At 42.9% G+C, this 17,093-nt stretch carries 16 protein-coding genes, 1 tRNA gene and 2 pseudogenes; 5 read left to right on the plus strand and 14 right to left on the minus strand.

Annotation, left to right across the window (positions count from 1 at the left end):
• Window positions 1-56: 56 nt before the first annotated feature.
• From queG to D2962_RS11510, 5 genes are all read right to left on the minus strand, one after another.
• Window positions 57-1,109 (minus strand): tRNA epoxyqueuosine(34) reductase QueG, encoded by a 1,053-nt coding sequence (gene queG / locus D2962_RS11490; protein ID WP_120766203.1) that lies wholly within the window; start codon window positions 1,107-1,109, stop codon window positions 57-59.
• 20 nt (window positions 1,110-1,129) lie between these two features.
• A complete protein-coding gene (locus tag D2962_RS11495; protein WP_120766202.1) occupies window positions 1,130-1,288 on the minus strand; it encodes an isochorismatase family protein in 159 nt (52 codons plus the stop codon).
• A gap of 43 nt (window positions 1,289-1,331) precedes the next feature.
• Entirely contained in the window at window positions 1,332-1,964 is a 633-nt protein-coding gene (locus tag D2962_RS11500; protein ID WP_122015045.1) for a GrpB family protein, read from the minus strand.
• A 75-nt stretch (window positions 1,965-2,039) separates the two neighbouring features.
• Window positions 2,040-2,615 carry a Uma2 family endonuclease gene (locus D2962_RS11505; RefSeq protein ID WP_120766200.1) on the minus strand — a complete coding sequence of 192 codons (576 nt, stop codon included), beginning with the start codon at window positions 2,613-2,615 and terminating at the stop codon, window positions 2,040-2,042.
• Between the two features lie 280 nt (window positions 2,616-2,895).
• A tRNA-Leu gene (locus D2962_RS11510) sits at window positions 2,896-2,979 on the minus strand.
• A 111-nt stretch (window positions 2,980-3,090) separates the two neighbouring features.
• Between D2962_RS11510 and D2962_RS11515 the strand changes: the two genes are divergently transcribed.
• Together D2962_RS11515 and D2962_RS11520 are read left to right on the plus strand one after the other, a co-directional pair.
• Window positions 3,091-3,954 carry a DUF2935 domain-containing protein gene (locus D2962_RS11515; RefSeq protein ID WP_122015046.1) on the plus strand — a complete coding sequence of 288 codons (864 nt, stop codon included), beginning with the start codon at window positions 3,091-3,093 and terminating at the stop codon, window positions 3,952-3,954.
• A gap of 232 nt (window positions 3,955-4,186) precedes the next feature.
• Entirely contained in the window at window positions 4,187-4,537 is a 351-nt protein-coding gene (locus tag D2962_RS11520) for a hypothetical protein (RefSeq protein WP_122015047.1), read from the plus strand.
• Between the two features lie 186 nt (window positions 4,538-4,723).
• On the opposite strand, the gene D2962_RS11525 is transcribed toward D2962_RS11520, so the two are convergent.
• Window positions 4,724-4,945 (minus strand): hypothetical protein, encoded by a 222-nt coding sequence (locus tag D2962_RS11525; protein ID WP_122015048.1) that lies wholly within the window; start codon window positions 4,943-4,945, stop codon window positions 4,724-4,726.
• A 39-nt stretch (window positions 4,946-4,984) separates the two neighbouring features.
• Window positions 4,985-6,637, minus strand: coding sequence for an ABC transporter substrate-binding protein (locus D2962_RS11530; RefSeq protein WP_162991203.1), 1,653 nt, complete (start codon window positions 6,635-6,637; stop codon window positions 4,985-4,987).
• A gap of 200 nt (window positions 6,638-6,837) precedes the next feature.
• On the opposite strand from D2962_RS11530, the gene ndk reads away from it, so the two are divergent.
• On the plus strand, window positions 6,838-7,275 hold the full coding sequence (gene ndk / locus D2962_RS11535) for a nucleoside-diphosphate kinase (protein ID WP_120766194.1): 438 nt from the start codon (window positions 6,838-6,840) through the stop codon (window positions 7,273-7,275).
• On the opposite strand, the gene D2962_RS11540 is transcribed toward ndk, so the two are convergent.
• The 7 genes and pseudogenes from D2962_RS11540 to D2962_RS11570 form a co-directional block, all read right to left on the minus strand.
• A complete protein-coding gene (locus D2962_RS11540; protein WP_122015050.1) occupies window positions 7,241-8,275 on the minus strand; it encodes a nicotinate phosphoribosyltransferase in 1,035 nt (344 codons plus the stop codon). The genes ndk and D2962_RS11540 overlap by 35 nt on opposite strands.
• Window positions 8,276-8,291: 16 nt before the next feature.
• A complete protein-coding gene (locus D2962_RS11545; protein WP_245984645.1) occupies window positions 8,292-8,636 on the minus strand; it encodes a DUF441 domain-containing protein in 345 nt (114 codons plus the stop codon).
• 117 nt (window positions 8,637-8,753) lie between these two features.
• Window positions 8,754-9,320: pseudogene (locus D2962_RS19900) on the minus strand (lytic transglycosylase domain-containing protein).
• The gene (gene coaE, locus D2962_RS11555) at window positions 9,272-9,895 is read right to left on the minus strand and encodes a dephospho-CoA kinase (RefSeq protein WP_120766190.1); all 624 of its coding nucleotides are present in this window, start codon (window positions 9,893-9,895) and stop codon (window positions 9,272-9,274) included. The pseudogene D2962_RS19900 and the gene coaE overlap by 49 nt, the downstream one beginning before the upstream one ends.
• 28 nt (window positions 9,896-9,923) lie before the next feature.
• Window positions 9,924-12,508: pseudogene (gene polA, locus D2962_RS19680) on the minus strand (DNA polymerase I).
• 110 nt (window positions 12,509-12,618) lie between these two features.
• Window positions 12,619-13,893, minus strand: a complete 1,275-nt coding sequence (locus tag D2962_RS11565) for a DUF4349 domain-containing protein (RefSeq protein ID WP_122015051.1) — start codon at window positions 13,891-13,893, stop codon at window positions 12,619-12,621.
• 38 nt (window positions 13,894-13,931) lie between these two features.
• Complete coding sequence (locus D2962_RS11570) at window positions 13,932-14,489, minus strand: RNA polymerase sigma factor (RefSeq protein ID WP_122015052.1); 558 nt, start codon at window positions 14,487-14,489, stop codon at window positions 13,932-13,934.
• Between the two features lie 353 nt (window positions 14,490-14,842).
• Here D2962_RS11570 and D2962_RS11575 point away from each other — a divergent pair, with 353 nt between their 5' ends.
• Together D2962_RS11575 and D2962_RS11580 are read left to right on the plus strand one after the other, a co-directional pair.
• Window positions 14,843-15,250 carry a DUF3870 domain-containing protein gene (locus D2962_RS11575; RefSeq protein WP_122015053.1) on the plus strand — a complete coding sequence of 136 codons (408 nt, stop codon included), beginning with the start codon at window positions 14,843-14,845 and terminating at the stop codon, window positions 15,248-15,250.
• Window positions 15,251-15,452: 202 nt separating this feature from the next.
• The gene (locus D2962_RS11580) at window positions 15,453-17,084 is read left to right on the plus strand and encodes an ABC transporter substrate-binding protein (protein ID WP_122015054.1); all 1,632 of its coding nucleotides are present in this window, start codon (window positions 15,453-15,455) and stop codon (window positions 17,082-17,084) included.
• Window positions 17,085-17,093: the final 9 nt, after the last annotated feature.

Raw genomic sequence — 17,093 nt, forward strand, 5'->3', positions numbered from 1 at the left:
TCGGTTTTCAACCGAAACCGATGAGGCAGAACGGGGGTGTAGCGCAGTTGGAAGTTTCAATACCTTCTCCTGCTTGACAAAAGTTGCTCAAAGCTCCATCCGGCCTGTTCTCTTATCATCTCCGATGGATCACAGGCCAGTTTTTTTAGTAACAACATTACATTTTCCTTATCTGTTTCTCCCTTTCCCATATTCCCCAGGGCGCAGATGGCATTCCTGCGCAGCACATTTCTTCCTCGCCAGCCGGCGGCGGTGGGCTTGAAAATTCTTTCAAAGTCCCTTTTATCAATAGTGGCCAGCTTCAATAAATTCGACGTGAGCGGCTGATCCGGCACAAACTCCGGGTGATGGGGAATCCTGACACTATTATTTTTGGGGCAAGCCTCCTGGCACGTATCGCAGCCGAATATCCTGCTACCCATGGGTTTTCTGAATTCCTCCGGAAGGGAGCCCCTTATCTGGGTTATATATGAGAGGCAGTGGTGGGGGTTTATCTGAAAAGGTGCCATCAAGGCACCGGTTGGACAGGCCTTTACGCACCGCCCGCAGTGGTCGCACAAATCTCTTGCTGGCTCGTCAGGCTCTATCTCTATATCGGTTAATATTTCTCCTAAAAATACCCAGGAACCTAAATCCGGCGTAAAAAGGCATGTATTTTCCCCTATCCACCCGATGCCCGCCCTTCTGGCTGCGGCCTTATCCATGAGGCTTCCGGTATCAACAAAAATCATGAACCTGCCCTGTTTTCTTTTCGAAATAAATTCAATAACGGCTTTGAGTTTGTCCATCAGCACATAATGATAATCTTTCACCAGAGCATACCGGGATATTTTCCCAAATAACGGCCCCTTTAATCCCGTTTCAACCGGCCTGTAAGGATTTATAAGGTACCCCATGGCAAAGCATATTATAGTTCTAGCTCCGGGCAGGAGTTTTTCAGGATAGCATCTTTGCTCAATATCCTGTTCCTCGAAAGGTGAAAGCAACCCCTTTGCTTTTTTCTGCTCTAAAATCTTCTTTTCTTCCAAAAAGGGTTCCGCAGACGCGAAACCTACGGCGTCCAGGCCTATGTCCTTTGCGAACTTTTTTATATCTTCTTTTAGACCCATATAATACATCTCCGTTTAAACTAGAATATCCGGCATCCCAGCGTCTTTTCCATCTCTTTAAGAGCAAATCTATGGGCATCTTCGTCAAAGGAAGCAACACCCTCTCTATAAACATTTACCTTATATCCCAGGTTTCTGGCGTCAGCGGCGGTTTTTATCACCGAAGTACTATATCTCATAATTATAATATATCATAAAAAAAAGCAAAAAAATAAAAGCCCTCTATTTGGGCTTCATTTTTATCTTATCACTGTATTTATTGAGTTTAATTTTAGTTTCCCCCAGTAATCTCACAGTGTATGCGTGATCCACCAATACTTCTTCTTTTTTACGCCTTATTGCCTCCAAATCTACTGTATTTTCATCATGGTTTTCAAGCAGGAAATCTATAAAGCTCCCTTTATGAAGAGAGTACATATCACGATTATCAGAAGCTTTAACTAAGCCGTATTTTAGTTCGGAATATATTTGACGGATGTCAGCATTTTTTAGCAATATATCCTTGAACCTTTTGGTATCTTTATAGCACTTACCATTTTTTCTTACGAGATGTAAATAGATGTCATAGGGGTCATTTTCTAATACTAGAAAGATGCGTGCCCCATTATTAGCTACATAACCAATAAACTTATAACCTAAAGACTCAAGTTTTTTAACTTGAGTCTCCTTTACTATTGATACTGCTATCATGATATCAACTATCGGTTTAGAAGGAATTGGAACCGAAGAACTGCCGACATGTAATATCTCCGAATGCTTAAAGGCGTTTTTAAGTCTTTTGTACTCCTTTTTAAAAACTTCCTCAAATAATGGATCGTGCTCAATTATTTGTACTTTATCTTTCTCAAGCTTCATGGTGAAGTCTCCTATTCTTTCTCGTCAAGATTCACTTTGGATCCCGCTAAGGTTTAGTAATCCCTTCTGGCACCATCATATCCCCTCAAACACTACTCCAAGATCAATTACAAGGTCAGGAAAAATTGAAACTTTGATTTTATCTTTCTCACTATATAATTCTGGCCGCCCATATCTTTTATTTTCCTGCAATGTAAACACACTAACAAACTTTCCTTCTGGATCTACGATCCAGTATTCTTTTACGCCCGCTTTTTCATATTTATTGAATTTCACCAATCTATCTTTCCTCGATGTGGAAGGTGAAGTTATCTCAATTATAAGGTCGGGAATACCATAATAACCAGTTCCTTTAAGACCTTTTTTATCGCAGATAACAACAAGGTCGGGCTGGAGGACATTTTTTGTGTCTTCATCCTTTTCGTTTTCCTCCGGAATCCTTAAATCAAATGGCGAAGTAAACACTTTACAGGGTTTATCTACCAGGTAGTTTGATATTTGCCTGTATATCTCGCCGGAAATACTTTGGTGCTGCCAGGTTGGAGCAGCCTGCGCATAAGCTATACCATCAATAATCTCCCATCTTTCATCCTCAGACCATGTTAAATAATCAGCATAAGTATATCTCTCATTTTCTTTTGGTATCGGCATAAAGACTTAAGCCTCCTATATCAAGTTGTTCCCTCTCACCTTAATCACCTTACCGAATTTCCTTTTCAAAATTATACCATATCCTTAATAACCAGTCAAAACAATGCTATATAATATTAACAATTTTTTAATAATTTCTAGGCTCATTAAATATATTAAACGCCCTGCAATCAGCAGAGCTCCATACATTACAATTTATATTGTCACACATCTATTGCTATATTATAAATAATTTATGAAATAAGGATACCTTAAAGGTATCCTTATGATTTTCTTATTTTGGTGCGGAGAGCGGGAATCGAACCCGCACGGTTATCCCATACGCCCCTCAAACGTACGCGTCTGCCAATTCCGCCATCTCCGCGTTATGACAATAAATATTATATACGGTAATTATATTAATGTCAATAATCACTTTCTAAACTCCCCCCGAATAGTATACTAATATAAAAACAAGATTACGGAGGGTGTTTGTATGAGTTTCCCGGATGACAACCTCAGCCTCCAGGAATTGTCCTTGCGAAAAGAAATAAATTTCTGGCTTGGCATTTTGATAGATCATGCCCGCTTTATGCGTAACGGGTTCGATCCTACTGAAGAGCAGCTATTTGAAACATCCAATGAATTTTCCCGACGCTTTGTAAACTTAAATCAACAGAGCGAATTACAGCAGGATATTGCCGGTGAGTTCATTTTTGTATTGCAGGACGCCGTAATGGAGTTTATAGCATTTAAAGGTCGAGTGGCCCAGGGAATCGAAGCGTGCAGGATTTTATCCATATTACCGGCCGGTTTGATAGATCATATCCGTCGTGAGGCAATTTTCTTTTCCGGAGTGCTGGCAAGGATCAAGGGCGAACCCCGGCCTATCAGGGAGGAAATCGGCGTGCCTGGCACCGGGATGGCATCGACAGCCCCGCAGCTGTTCATACCCCGCCTTCCGGGAGAGTTCCGGAATATCGCTTATGAAGAGATGCTTTTCTGGCTTAGAATTGCCTCTGAACATATGGGTGTATTGTCTGGATTCTTCCGTCCCGAACAAGTTTCCTACCGAAGGGAAACTCTTAGATGGGAAAGGCGTATAGGAAGACTTTACGAAGAAGTGCTGGATGCATTTCAAGAAGGCCGAGACCCCGGACATTTCATAACAAGAAGCCTTGCCTTAATACATGAACATGCAGAATTTTTACGCCACCTGTTCAATGATTTAGTAACGTGCAGTATTCCCGGAAAGCAGGCCAATTTCTGGCCACGGCTGGCCGATCATATGTTAAGGGAAGATATATATTTCATAGAAGTCCTTATAATCCTCCAGCGTATGCAAGAAGCCTTAAGTTAAAATTTATAATTACAGCAAGCTGTTGAACGGAAAAGCTCGGCTTGTATCTGATAAGTATTGTGACGGGCTTGGAGCTTGCCTTGGGGAATGTCCTCAAGGAGCCATAACTATAATCGAGAGGGAAGCCGATGAATTTAATTAAGAGGCGGTAAAAGAATACCTGGGCGCTAAAGACAGACACAGCCATTCACAAGACCATAATCTACATGGCTTTTCCTGCCCCGGCAGCACCATGAGAGATTTAAGGAAAACCAAAGATAGCGATGTAAATATTCCCCAAATAGAAACTCAAGATGTGCAGATAAGTATAAAGTCACAGCTCATGCAGTGGCCGGTACAGCTCATGCTGGTGCCGGTGGAAGCGCCGTACTTTGAGGGGACGGATCTTCTAATAACTGCCGATTGTGTGGCGGTGGCGTATCCAAACTATCACCTGAGCCTCTTAAGGGGAAAAAGCGTAGTTGTGGGCTGCCCAAAGCTCGATGACGGAAATTATATGAAGAAACTAGCGGAAATCATTAAAAGAAATGACATAAAAAGCATCACCGAGCCCACATGGAAGTGCCCTGTTGCTACGGTTTAGTAAAGATCACAAAAGAAGCTCTAGGAAATTCCGGTAAAAACATCCCGCTTAATATCATTGAAATCAGCATCGAAGGAAATATAATTTAAAAGAGGAGTCGAAACTCCTCTTTTTTAAATCCATATTTTGGTGAAAAACCACGTCCGCTGCCGGAGATGGCTCGGCACATCCGGCAGTGTAAAGGCTTCAAAAGCCCGAAACTAACTTCAATACGAAATAAATTCCCAGAACCATGCCGAATATCATGAATAGCGGGGGCAGCACCAGCTCAAAAGCGGCTATGATCATAGCTATGATATCTTTTATTCCGAAGTCAGCATTTTTGCCGGTATCTCCTTTATAATCCTGTTCCCGGCTGCCCTGTTCCGAATAGTAATAATAACCGCCATCATATTGGCTTTTTTTCATGGTTTACCTCTCCTCTGGCCTTATCTGCTTATTTCGTCCTTACTCGACCCACCAATCGTCTATATTGTTAAAAAGGTTTACCGGATCAGGCTGAAAACCTTTTATTCTTGCGTTTATAGCCAGCAGATTGTTGGGGCTATAAAGGAAAATGTATGGTTGATCACGGCTTATTATTTCCTGAGCCTGATAAAGGAGTGCCTTTTGTTCCTGCTCCAGATTAATAGACTGGGCCTTTATCAATATTTCATCCAGTTGAGGGTTGGAGTAGGATACGAAATTATAACCGTTTTTTATTTCATCCTGTAAAAACATAAACCTCAAGTCGGGATTGGGCGATAATTTCCATCCCATGATTGCAGCATCAAATTTTTCCCCCATAACCCTGGTTTTCAATTCTTCCCAGGGAACATTCACCATTTTTACTGATATACCCACTTCTTTTAAATCTTTCTGAATGTCGGAAGCAACTTGATAGCGGGCAGCATTCGATGTATTCACCAGCAGTTCAAACTCAAATTTTTTCTTCTTTCCATTCACCTTTTTCTCCAGTATGCCATCGCCATCTTCATCTTTCCAGCCGGCACTTTTCAGCATCTCCCCGGCCTTTTCCCTGTTAAAAGGCTGGTGCCGCACCTGCGGGTTGTAAGCCCATGAGAAAGGCATTACCGGGCTGTCTACAATAACACCCCTGCCCAGGGTGGTATCCTGAAGTATTTTATTTCTGTCTATACTCATTAGAATGGCCTGACGGACACCGACATCACTAAAAAGGTCATTCTTTAGATTCAAGGCCATGAATTCAAAATAACGGGAAGGGTAGTGAAGAAGGCTGACATTCGGCATGTTCTGGAAGATGCCCCAGTCCTGAGTGTCTACAGGCATTATGTCCACTTCCCGGTTTTTAAAAGCCTCTTTCATGGAATTTATGTCGGGAAAGATTCGTATAGCTATCTCATCAATATATGGCTTTTTGCCGTAATAATCCTCATTTTTTTTCAGTTCAATGGTATCGCTGTCCTGCTTTACAACCTTATATTTGCCCGTTCCTGAAGGTTTTAATATTTGCTGTGTGTCAGATGATTTGTCCGAAGGACTTCCCGTTTGCCCTTTCTCCAATGAAATAGAAGATGCCGGGAGTATTCCGATGGTCATGCCATATAGAAAACCGGCATCGGGTTTGAAAAGGTTTACGGTAAAAGTGTCTGCATCCGAAGCGGAATAACTCTCTATATTGTCAAATTCGGGAAACACCTTGACTTTATCCTTTTTCTCCCGCAAACTTTTTATTTGTCTTATTCTATCAAAGGTGGCTTTGATATCATTAGAAGAAAAAATTCCTCCGTCATGCCATTTTACATTATTCATCAATTTAAAAGTGTATGTCCTGCCATTCCCTGAAATTTCCCAGGCTTTAGCCAGTGCCGGTTTTATCCTGCCCTGCCCGTCAATTTTAACCAATCCCTCATATATCAACGAAACAAAAGATTTTTCCTCATCGGTCTGGACCTTTAATGGATCGAGATTTATTGCAGAAGTCACTCCAATATTAATTTTCCCACCGCTTTGGGGAACGGCGGAAGTATTATCTTCAGATTTTTTCTCCTGAACGGGACCCACAGAGTTGTTGGAACACGCGGTCAGTAAAAAAACGAATAGAAAAACAGCTGTAAAAAAAACTACTAATTTTTTCATATTGTCCCCCCGACATTTATGTAAAATCACTATCAGAATCATTATATTATATCCTCACACCGGGGTCAATTTCCAATGCCTGGTAAATTAGCCCGTATCTTATCTCAACTTTTCTTGATTAAACTTGTATGGCTCCAAAATTTTTGGTAAAATAATGAAACAAGTTATTTTGGAAATTTACAAAAATGGAGGTTTGTTCAATGGAAAGAACTTTTGTGATGATAAAGCCCGATGGTGTTAAACGCGGGCTGATAGGAACAATATTGCAAAGATATGAACAAAAGGGGTTAAGAATAATTCAAGCCAGGCTGATGAAAGTGTCAAGGGTACTGGCTGAAAAGCACTACCAGGAACATCGTTCAAAACCATTTTTCCCCGAACTCATCGATTATATCACTTCCGGCCCGGTCTTTGCCATGGTACTGGAGGGTAATAAAGCCGTAAGCACAGTTCGGCTTTTAAATGGAGCCACAAAAGTGGAGGATGCGCTGCCGGGCACCATCCGCGGGGATTTTGCCATCTCCACCACGGAAAATCTGGTTCACGGTTCCGACAGCGCCGAAAGTGCCGAGCGCGAAATATCCCTCTGGTTTCCCGATGCTTTTACTTCATCTTCCTCAGCTTCGGATTGTCTATAAGTCCCGGAATCCTGCCCCTCTTTGCTATGGGAGTGCCGTCTACCATCTTGAGGTCCAGAGTCATGTCTATGGGAGATGCTCCGGATATGTAGCTTCCCACTCCAAAAGCATCGGCGCCAGCGGCAGAGAGCTCTCTGATTCTATCGGGAGATAACCCTCCTGAAACAAATATTTTTACATAATTATAACCCTTCTGATCAAGCCTCTTCCTTACTTCATTCACCAGTTCCGGAGTAACCCCTCCCCTTTCGCTGGGGGTGTCAAGCCTAACTCCTTCCAGAGTCCTCCCCAGGGCTTCTGCAACCGCCATGGCTTCTTCGGCTTCATCTCTGAAAGTGTCCACCAGAATAATTCTGGGGGAATCCGGAGGCATGATCTCATCATAAATCCTGGCCACCGAAACGGTATCTCCGGCCACCAGCATGGCTGCATGGGGAATGGTACCCGAAGGTTCCCGGCCCAGAAGCTTCGCCGCCAGGATACAACTGGCATTGTTGGCTCCGCCGATTACTGCAGCTCTTTCCATAACCGGCGCCACCGCAGGGTGTACATGCCTGGCGCCAAAACATATGTAAACCTTGTCACCGGCTGCTTCCCTGCACTGCCTGGATGCCGTAGCCCATGCGCTGGAATGGGCCAACATCCCCAGCAACACCGTTTCGAACATACCAAATTCTTCATAGGCTCCCTTTATTCTCATAACGGTATCCTTCGGCTCAAAAGATTCGCCTTCGGGAAGTGAATAAATTTCGATATTTTTGTCTTTCAATAGACTCAAAACCTCTTCAACGCCGCACATGATTCCTGATTTCCTGGGAAATACTTCTGCTACCACATTCTTGCCGGAGAGGCCCATATGCCTTAAAATTTCCATGGTCTTGATAAAATAAATATCTGTGGTTAAACCGGCTTTTATTTCGTCGTGATTTGCCGAGTAAAAGGGCCTTTCAGAGTCTACTTTAAATTTTTTTACATCCTTTAAATTTTTAATTTCCTCCATAAGTTCAATCTCTCCTTTAATGTTTTACAAGGCTCAAAATTACTGCCACTATACCGGCTGCGGTCATCGGGCCTATGGGAACTCCTTTGAAAAATGCAACACCTATTACGGAACCCAGCACTATCCCTACCACTATGGAAGGTTCACTGGTAATCAAGCCTAAGCCCCGGCCCGATAATATGACCGTTATGGCTCCGGCCAGAAGCGCTACAATTGCAATGGGGCTTGAGAGTATTGCCTGAATATCCTTCAATGTAATTTTACCGGTGACGAAGGGTGTAAGAATACCCATGGTTAGAATGATTATACCCCATTTTATAGCATTCCTGTCTAGAAAAATCAATGCCTCTTTTAGGTCCAACAGTTTTCAGTCCAAGCACCACTGTGGCTGACAGCGCCAGTGAATTATTCTTGCTTAAAACTCCCAGTATCAATACAATTAAAATTGCTAGTATACCCTGGTCCATTGACCTCCTCCTTATAATTTGTACAATTTCCTGTACCATTTATAGGCTTTCTTGACCTTTGAGACAAAATCTTTTGTTTCGGCAAAGGTATATTATCTTCTTTGCTTCCCCTGATCTGGCCTGATTTTAGCCATTCCCTGACATTTCCTCTTCCACCATTATAGGCGGCCAGAGCCAGAGTTATATCCCCATTAAATTCCTCAAGTAATTTGGCCAGATACCAGGTCCCTATTTTTATATTTATTTCCGGTATCACCAGTGTTTCAATTTTAAAATCCTTCATGTCCATTTTTTTCCGCAGCCCATGTTGCCGTTTCAGGCATTATCTGCATCAGGCCGACAGCGCCCTTGCTGGATACCACATTTGGCGAAAAACCGCTTTCCACCTTTATTACTGCAGCAACCATATAGGGGTCCATCTGGTATTCTTGCGAATATTTGACTATGTAGTCCTGGTATTTCAAGGGATAAAGATATCTTATAAACCATGAAATATTGTTATATAGAGCTAAAAGTCCGATTATGACTATCAATACTGCTGCAATTTTTTTTGCCACGACAGCTCTATTTCCCTCCATAATTCATCTATCTGCCGTTCTGTTTCTTCAATACTTCCGCTGTTATCTATTATCTTATCCGCCATTTTTATTTTTTCATCAAGGGGCATCTGCGCTCTTATTCTGTTCCTGGCTTCCTCCAGGTCCATGCCCTTTTCACGGTCCATAAGCCTTTTTAGCTGATTTTTTTCATCTACAACCACCACCCAGACTTCATCCACCAGGGAATCAAGACCTATTTCCAGCAGTAGAGCAGCATCCACCACCACTACTTTTTCATTTTTATGCCTGTAATAATCCAGCCTTTCTTTGATTTCCTGCACTATGGCGGGGTGGGTAATACTGTTTAAGGTTTCCAGCAATTTCGGGTCTGAAAAAACTATCCGCCCCAGTTTCTTTCTGTCTATATTCTTTCCATCCAGCAATATTTCCCGGCCGAAATGTTCTATTACGGCATGCCACACCGGTTTCCCCGGTGTCATGATTTCTCGCGCAATCTTATCCGCATCTATTATAACAGCACCCCTGTTCTTAAGCAACATGGAAATGGTACTTTTTCCGCTGGCAATGCCTCCGGTAAGTCCTATGACTTTCAACAGCCACTCCTCCTGGTAATTTCAATATTTAAAGGTCTTCCCAGGTATATCCCGTTTTAAAGTCCACCACCAGGGGCACTTTTAACGGGATGGCTTTTTCCATGTCGTTTCTCAAGATTTCTCTTACCACAGGAAGTTCATCTTTCGGTACATCCAGAATAAGCTCATCATGTATCTGGAGCAGCATTTTGGATTTGAGATGGGCTTTTTTTAAATCCCGGTAAACTTTTACCATAGCTACTTTTATAATGTCGGCAGCGCTTCCCTGAATGGGTGTGTTCATGGCCACCCTTTCGGCAAAGGACCTAAGATTGTAATTCCTGCTGTTTATATCCGGAACATAACGGCGCCGGTTTAAAATGGTGGTGACATATCCCGAAAGCCGGGCCTTCCTGATGGTCTCCCTCACATAGTCCCTGACCCCCGGATATCTCTGAAAATATGCTTCTATATAATCCTGAGCTTCCCTGTTGGAAATCCCCAGGCTCTGGGCCAATCCGTAGTCGCTTATGCCGTATACTATGCCGAAATTCACTGCCTTAGCCCGGTCCCTCAATAGAGGTGTTACACTTTCCGGTGGAATGCCGAAAACCTCGCTGGCAGTCCTGGTATGAATATCTTCGCCCTTCACAAAGGCATCGATGAGGCTTTCATCCCCGGAAATATGAGCCAGAACTCGAAGCTCTATCTGGGAGTAATCCCCGGAAAGTAGCAGGTGTTCCGGACCATCCGCTTCAAAAACGCCCCGTATGCGCCTTCCCACTTCAGTCCTGACCGGGATATTTTGAAGGTTGGGTTCGGTGCTGCTGATGCGTCCCGTGGATGTAACCGTCTGGTTGAGGCTTGTATATAATCTACCGGTGTTTCTGTCCACCAGTGACAGAAGCCCATCGGCATAGGTGGATTTCATCTTCATCAAAAAGCGGTATTCAAGGATTTTTTCGACAATGGGGTGGGCAGGTTTTAACTTCTCCAACACCTCCGCATCGGTGGAATATCCGGTCTTTTTCTTTTTATCACGGGCAGGGATAATTTTTCAAAAAGTACTTCTCCCAGCTGTTTTGGTGAATTTATATTAAATTCCATACCTGCCATATTAAAAATCTCTTTACTCAGGTTTTCCAGTTTCTCCCCAAACTCATCGGAAAGTTGTTTCAATTTTTGAGAGTTGACCTTGAATCCGGACTTCTCCATGTCCGCCAGCACCACGCTCAGGGGCATCTCCACCTCAAAAAACAGCTTTTCCATATCATAGGTTTTGAGCCTTTCCTGCATTACCTGCATCAAAGATTTTAGAGCACCAGTTTTCACCCCGATATATTCCTCAACTTTCACTTCCATGCCAAGATACTCGTAAATCAAGGATTCAAGTTCATATCTCGGTTTTGAAGGATCCAGCAGGTAAGCAGCCAGCATGGTATCAAACTGGGGATAGAAATTTATATCCATTTGCCGCAGGGCATTCCTGACAAATTTTCCGTCATGGGTTATCTTTAGAATATCCGGGTCTTCAAGTATCTCTTTCAAATTTTTTCTGGCATTATCATCCATATTTATAAGTTCCCAGGAGATATAATAAACCCGGCCTCCATCTGCCATGCTGATACCTTTTAAAGATGGTATGGGAAAAAGCCGGTAAATATCTATGAGAACGCATAAATTGCCCGAAGATTTTACCTTTTTTACCATATCTTCAAGGTCCACACCGGATTTTACAGTATGCTGCACCTCGCTGCAAGTCCTGGTTTCAATTCTGGGACGTTCTATTTTATTCAGCAAGCTGTAAAACTCCAATTCCCGGAATAACATGACAAGTTCATTGTAATCGGGATCTTTTATCTTAAAATCCTCAAACTTAAAGTCCAGGTCAACATCTCTTACGATAGTGGCCAGATGCTTGCTAATCCTGGCCTGTTCGCTGTAATGCCGCAAATTTTCCTTCAATTTACCTTTAAGGCTATGTGCATTTTCTAAGAGACATTCCACCGTTTTATATTCCTGCAAAAGTTTAGAGGCGGTTTTCTCTCCAATGCCCGGCACCCCGGGAATATTATCCGAAGCATCCCCCATCAACCCCTTTAAATCCGGGATGGTTTCGGGCGGTATGCCGAACCTGTCCTTTACTTTTTCGGGGTCATATGCTTCCAGTTCGGTAATGCCTTTTCTTGTCAGCATAACATGAGTGTTGGGAGATACCAGTTGCAGGGCGTCCTTATCACCGGTGACTATCAATGAAAACACTCCTGAATCCTCAGCCTTCTTTGATAATGTGCCCAGCACATCATCAGCCTCAAAACCGTCTATTTCCAGATAACCGATGTTGAGCGCCCGTAATATCTCCTTTAATATGTCAAACTGTCCCACAAGTTCATCCGGCGTCTTTGGCCTGGTAGCCTTGTAGGCCTCAAACTGGTCATGGCGGAAGGTGGGGCCTTTTTTATCAAAAGCAACGGCAATATAGTCGGGCTTTTGCTCTTTTAAAATCCTGAACAGCATGTTGCAAAACCCATAAACGGCATTGGTATGTACGCCTTTGGATGTCCTCAAAGGCGGAAGAGCATGAAAAGCCCGGTGCAACAAGCTGTTTCCATCTATTAACATTATTTTCTTCATATTATTCACTCCCGATACTATTATTCACCAAAAATCTGCAAATACCTGCAATCAAAAATAAAAAAATGGCAACAATCGTTTGTTGCCCTCATAAAAAGAAAAAGGTGAACTTAATTCGTTGGTTCTTGAACCGTCTCCTTTTCAATTATATTAATTTGAATAATAGCCATTTCTTTTTCTTTATCTTGTGTTTCTTCATCCACAGTTTCTTTATCCGAAAAATTTTTTTCGGATTGTTCCTTTTGATCCTGGGTTTGTACCGTCATCAGTCGCTTGTCGACCTCTATGGTTTTTGCTTCTCCTTTGTTTTCATTCTGCGGTTCTTCAAAGTTTTTTTCTAGTTCGCCAAGGGCTTCGATTTGCTCCAGGGCAGAAGCCATGTTTTCGACAGGCACTTTCATCACGATATATGCTTTACGGGAATTCCCCCCGCTCTCTATGGTTATTTTACTCTGCTGAATATCTCCGCCCAATTGATCTGCCAGGCTTATAGCGGAAACCACTTTTTTATCAAAATCATTCACCAGAACAGTGACCTGCTTACTTTGTATTTCTTTTTGGGAGGAAGGGGTTGCTGCAGCGGCCTTCGGACCGCTTTCCTGCAGGGCTTTATATTGAATCCCGCTCTTTAGAGATGCCATATCTTTGACGCTTCCATCTCGGGAACTCTTATTCAGTGCAATTGAATGGACAGTGCCATCGTTTTCGGCTCTTGCAGCGACATCTTTTTGAATATCTTTTAGGGTATTTTTTTGAATCTCTTGTTGAGCTTCTTCCTCAATTTCTGTTTCACTCTGCGCCGAGTTGTCAGCCATCATCAACTTTTTTTCGGAACCCCCGCTGATATCGGCCTGTATCCTATTATTCTCAACAGGATTCTGTTCGGAGGATTTCTGTTCAAGTGCCGCCGGTGATTGTGCAGCCTTCGAAGATGCAGACATGGATTCGGTTTTTGCCATCTGCTGTTCAATGTTGTTTCCTGTTCTGGTAAGATGGACACCGGGCATAACGGAAAACCGGCCCAGGAAAAAACTTATTAAAATGACGCAAAGACCTGCAGCCAGGGCTTTTGAATTATGCCTGTAAAAATTATAGAATGATGCCATAGAAATTCTTATAAATTTGGGGAAAAAGGTCGTGGCCCCGGTATTTCTGTGTTCGGCCTGCATCTTCAATAATTTGTCGTGAAGAGAAGGCATGAAATCATCGGGCAAATCCACGCTTTCAAAAGAATTAAAAGCCCTGAGTATTTTGCTGATATCTTCCACTTCGCTTTTGCAATCGGCACATGTCTTTATATGCTCTTCAAGGGCTGTTTTCTCATCCAGAGTGGCCAGGCCTTCTACATATTTGTCTATTATGTCTCTGTATGTTTCGCACGCCATATCATTTTCCCCCCTTCTACTAGTTTAGACGTTTTTTTTTAAAAAAGTTCCCTTTTCTGCAATATTTGTCTCAAGGCCCGGCGGCCCCTGTTTATTCTGGACTTGACCGTCCCCGTGGAGCATTTTAAGATTTCACCGATCTCCATATAGCTGAATCCCTGTATATCCCTTAATACCACACAGATCCTCTGATCTTCCGGCAGGGCTTTGATGGCGTCATTAAGCGCTTTCTTCAATTCCTTATTTTCCACCACATCTTCTGGAAGAGTTGAATATTTACCCATACTTGTTTCGCTTCCATCCATTTCGTCCAGAATGGACAGCGTGTCCTCTTTTCTCCGCCGGCAAAAATCTATACATGTGTTTACGGCTATCCTGTAAAGCCATGTAGAAAAAGACGACCCTTCCTTGAAGTTTTTCAAAGAGGTGAATATTTTCAGAAAGATTTCCTGGGTTAGATCCCTGGCATCTTCCACATTTTCTAAAAAACGGTAAACCGTGTTGTATACCTTTTTCTCATACCCGGATATGAGCTCTTCATAAGCTGTCACATCACCCATTTTGGCCCGGTGGATGAGGTCTTTCTCTTCATTCAAGCCCCCTCTCCCCCTTTCTTAATTAGAGACATTCCTCCGATTACCTCAGACGCAAGCCTCAGAAAAGAAGGTGTGTCCCCTTTCATCTATATTCTATCCTTTCTTATTCGATTTTTGCCATTCAAATTCCTTTAAAATAACCGAAAAATATTTTTCCGGCCGGTACATATAAAATAAATTTTTGTGTTTTTACAAATGGCTAGAAGGATTTCTAAGTTTTTTGTAGAATAAATATACTAAATAATTGACCTTTCAAAGTAAATCAAGTTAAATCAAGCATTCACCGTTCCTTTTATGCAATGTGGCCTTTCCCGGCTAACTACGCATAAGAGACCAACAGGAGGACTGCATTGATGGTTTACCCTAAAAATACCATATATATAATAGGCAATTCCAAGGCGCCTCAAAACAATCCGATAACCCACATGTACAGCATGTTCTTTATCGGCCTTGTAATAGATAAAGACACTGGCCGTATACTAGATGCTGGAGCCGCAGGAGTTCTTCCACTAACATCCGACTTTATTAGATCCATTTTTCTGGATAAAAACATGGAATGTGACATTTTTGAAATCTCAAAAGAGATTGAATCCAGGTATTTCGGTTCCTCGCAAAAAGCTCTCATAGTGGCATTTAAAGATGCCCAGAAAAAATATTTCCAGATAAAAACGGTAAAAATATTGAAGAGTAGCTGCTTTGTCAACTTTTCGTTGATGAAATCCAGCGAAAACGCAAGTATGTGTTTTCTCTGGATTTTTTAATTAATGAAGTTAAAAATTTTCTATTTTGTAATTCAACGGTAACCCGGAAACCTGACAGCAAACAGGACTTTATAAAAAATGTCGTATAAATTTCTCTTATAAATCTATAACTCAACATACCACGTGAAAGGAGGTTTTGTAAAGATTAAAAAAATTTTATTATATCAACCTCAATTTCCAATATTTTAAGGGGGGGACTTGAATGACAATTTATAAAAAATTGTTAGTAGTAGTGTTAGTAATGCTTGTAATGGTTTCACTGGTAGGCTGCGGCGGAGGCCAGAAAGCCCAGCAGAGCCAGGACCAGAGCCAGCCGGCGGATACAAAGCACGGCGGAACCCTTCAGGATGCTCTTGGAGCCGATCCTCCGGGGCTGGATGTCCAGCAGAACTCAATGCTGGAAACATACTACATGGCAAGACTTTTGTTCAGCACTCTGGTGAGGTATAAAGGCGGCACCACCGACCTGGAGCCGGAACTCCTGGCTGAAATGCCCACGGTCAGTTCCGATGGGTTGACCTATCACTTCAAATTAAAACCCGACCTCAAATTCAGCGACGGTACTCCTTTAACTTCAAAGGATGTGAAATTCACCTTTGAGCGCATGCTCAAACCAGAAACCAAGGCTATTAACCAGTGGGTATTTGACCCCATTAAAGGCGCCAAGGATATGGAAGACGGTAAAGCCACCGAGCTAGCAGGCTTCAAGATTATAAACGATCAGGAATTTGAAATAACCCTGGAAGCTCCTTATGCACCCTTCATCCAGAATCTGGCGGTGCCCTGCGCTTCCATTTATCCCGCCGAAGCCACCCAGAAGGCTGGCGAAGAATGGACCCTGAACCCCATCGGCAGCGGCCCTTACAAGATAGCCGAATGGGTACATGACGACCATATCACCCTGGAAAGAAATACAAACTACTTCGAAAAAGATTTACCGTACATCGATAAAATCCAGATGAGGATTATTGAAGACGAAGCCACAATGACCATGGAATTCGAGAACGGAAACATTGACATTCTCCCCATTCCCGACTCTGAATATCCAAGGCTTGCGTCAGATCCCAATTTCAGTAAGATGATCGTGGAAAACACACCGTTGAATACCTATTTCTACGTAATGAATGAAAACGTCAAATACTTCCAGGATGTCAGGGTAAGAAAGGCCATCGCCATGGCCATCGACAAAGACAAGATTCTGAAAGAACTTTTGAACAACAGGGGTGTTGTTGCCAAAGGATTGCTGGGGCCCGGAATCCCCGGATACAACGAAAATAACCCCGGATTCCCATATGATCCGGAGCAGGCCAGGAAACTCCTGGCGGAAGCCGGATATCCCAACGGTTTTGAAGTAGAAAACTGGCAGGCCAAGAGCGAAACCTTCTACAAGAGGAACGTAGCCATTCAAGCCATGTTGAAACAAGTCGGTATCGATATGAAGATTAACCAGATGGACAGTGCCTCCTGGAGGCAGTCTAGAAACAACGGCAAGGTTCCTATCTATCTTGCCAACTGGTGGGCCGATATCCCCGACCCGGACAACTACATGTATAACATCCTGCATTCTACCCAGACACCAGGATGGTCCATCAACTACAAGAATCCCAAGGTGGATGAGCTCATTGAAAAGGCCCGGGTCTCCACCGATATGAACGAGCGCATAAAGATGTACCAGGAAGCCGAAAAGATAGCCATATATGACGATGTATCCATAATTCCGCTCTTCCATATAAAGGAATACTACATCGTTCAGCCCTATGTCAAGGATGTTCAATTCCATCCCACGGGAATCGGAAGCTACAATTACAGGACCATGTGGCTCGAAAAGAAGTAATGATCGGGG

It is taken from the genome of Biomaibacter acetigenes (assembly GCF_003691585.1).
Classification (GTDB): domain Bacteria; phylum Bacillota; class Thermosediminibacteria; order Thermosediminibacterales; family Tepidanaerobacteraceae; genus Biomaibacter; species Biomaibacter acetigenes.

Bases quoted from the DNA above. Each gene is read 5' to 3' on its own strand.
- D2962_RS11515 (WP_122015046.1), top strand. From the start codon at position 3,091: ATGAGTTTCCCGGATGACAACCTCAGCCTCCAGGAATTGTCCTTGCGA.
- queG (WP_120766203.1), bottom strand. From the start codon at position 1,109: ATGGGTCTAAAAGAAGATATAAAAAAGTTCGCAAAGGACATAGGCCTG.
- D2962_RS11540 (WP_122015050.1), bottom strand. From the start codon at position 8,275: ATGGAGGAAATTAAAAATTTAAAGGATGTAAAAAAATTTAAAGTAGAC.
- D2962_RS11500 (WP_122015045.1), bottom strand. From the start codon at position 1,964: ATGAAGCTTGAGAAAGATAAAGTACAAATAATTGAGCACGATCCATTA.
- D2962_RS11565 (WP_122015051.1), bottom strand. From the start codon at position 13,893: ATGGCGTGCGAAACATACAGAGACATAATAGACAAATATGTAGAAGGC.
- D2962_RS11520 (WP_122015047.1), top strand. From the start codon at position 4,187: ATGAGAGATTTAAGGAAAACCAAAGATAGCGATGTAAATATTCCCCAA.
- ndk (WP_120766194.1), top strand. From the start codon at position 6,838: ATGGAAAGAACTTTTGTGATGATAAAGCCCGATGGTGTTAAACGCGGG.
- D2962_RS11495 (WP_120766202.1), bottom strand. From the start codon at position 1,288: ATGAGATATAGTACTTCGGTGATAAAAACCGCCGCTGACGCCAGAAAC.
- D2962_RS11505 (WP_120766200.1), bottom strand. From the start codon at position 2,615: ATGCCGATACCAAAAGAAAATGAGAGATATACTTATGCTGATTATTTA.
- D2962_RS11580 (WP_122015054.1), top strand. From the start codon at position 15,453: ATGACAATTTATAAAAAATTGTTAGTAGTAGTGTTAGTAATGCTTGTA.
- D2962_RS11530 (WP_162991203.1), bottom strand. From the start codon at position 6,637: ATGAAAAAATTAGTAGTTTTTTTTACAGCTGTTTTTCTATTCGTTTTT.
- D2962_RS11525 (WP_122015048.1), bottom strand. From the start codon at position 4,945: ATGAAAAAAAGCCAATATGATGGCGGTTATTATTACTATTCGGAACAG.
- D2962_RS11575 (WP_122015053.1), top strand. From the start codon at position 14,843: ATGGTTTACCCTAAAAATACCATATATATAATAGGCAATTCCAAGGCG.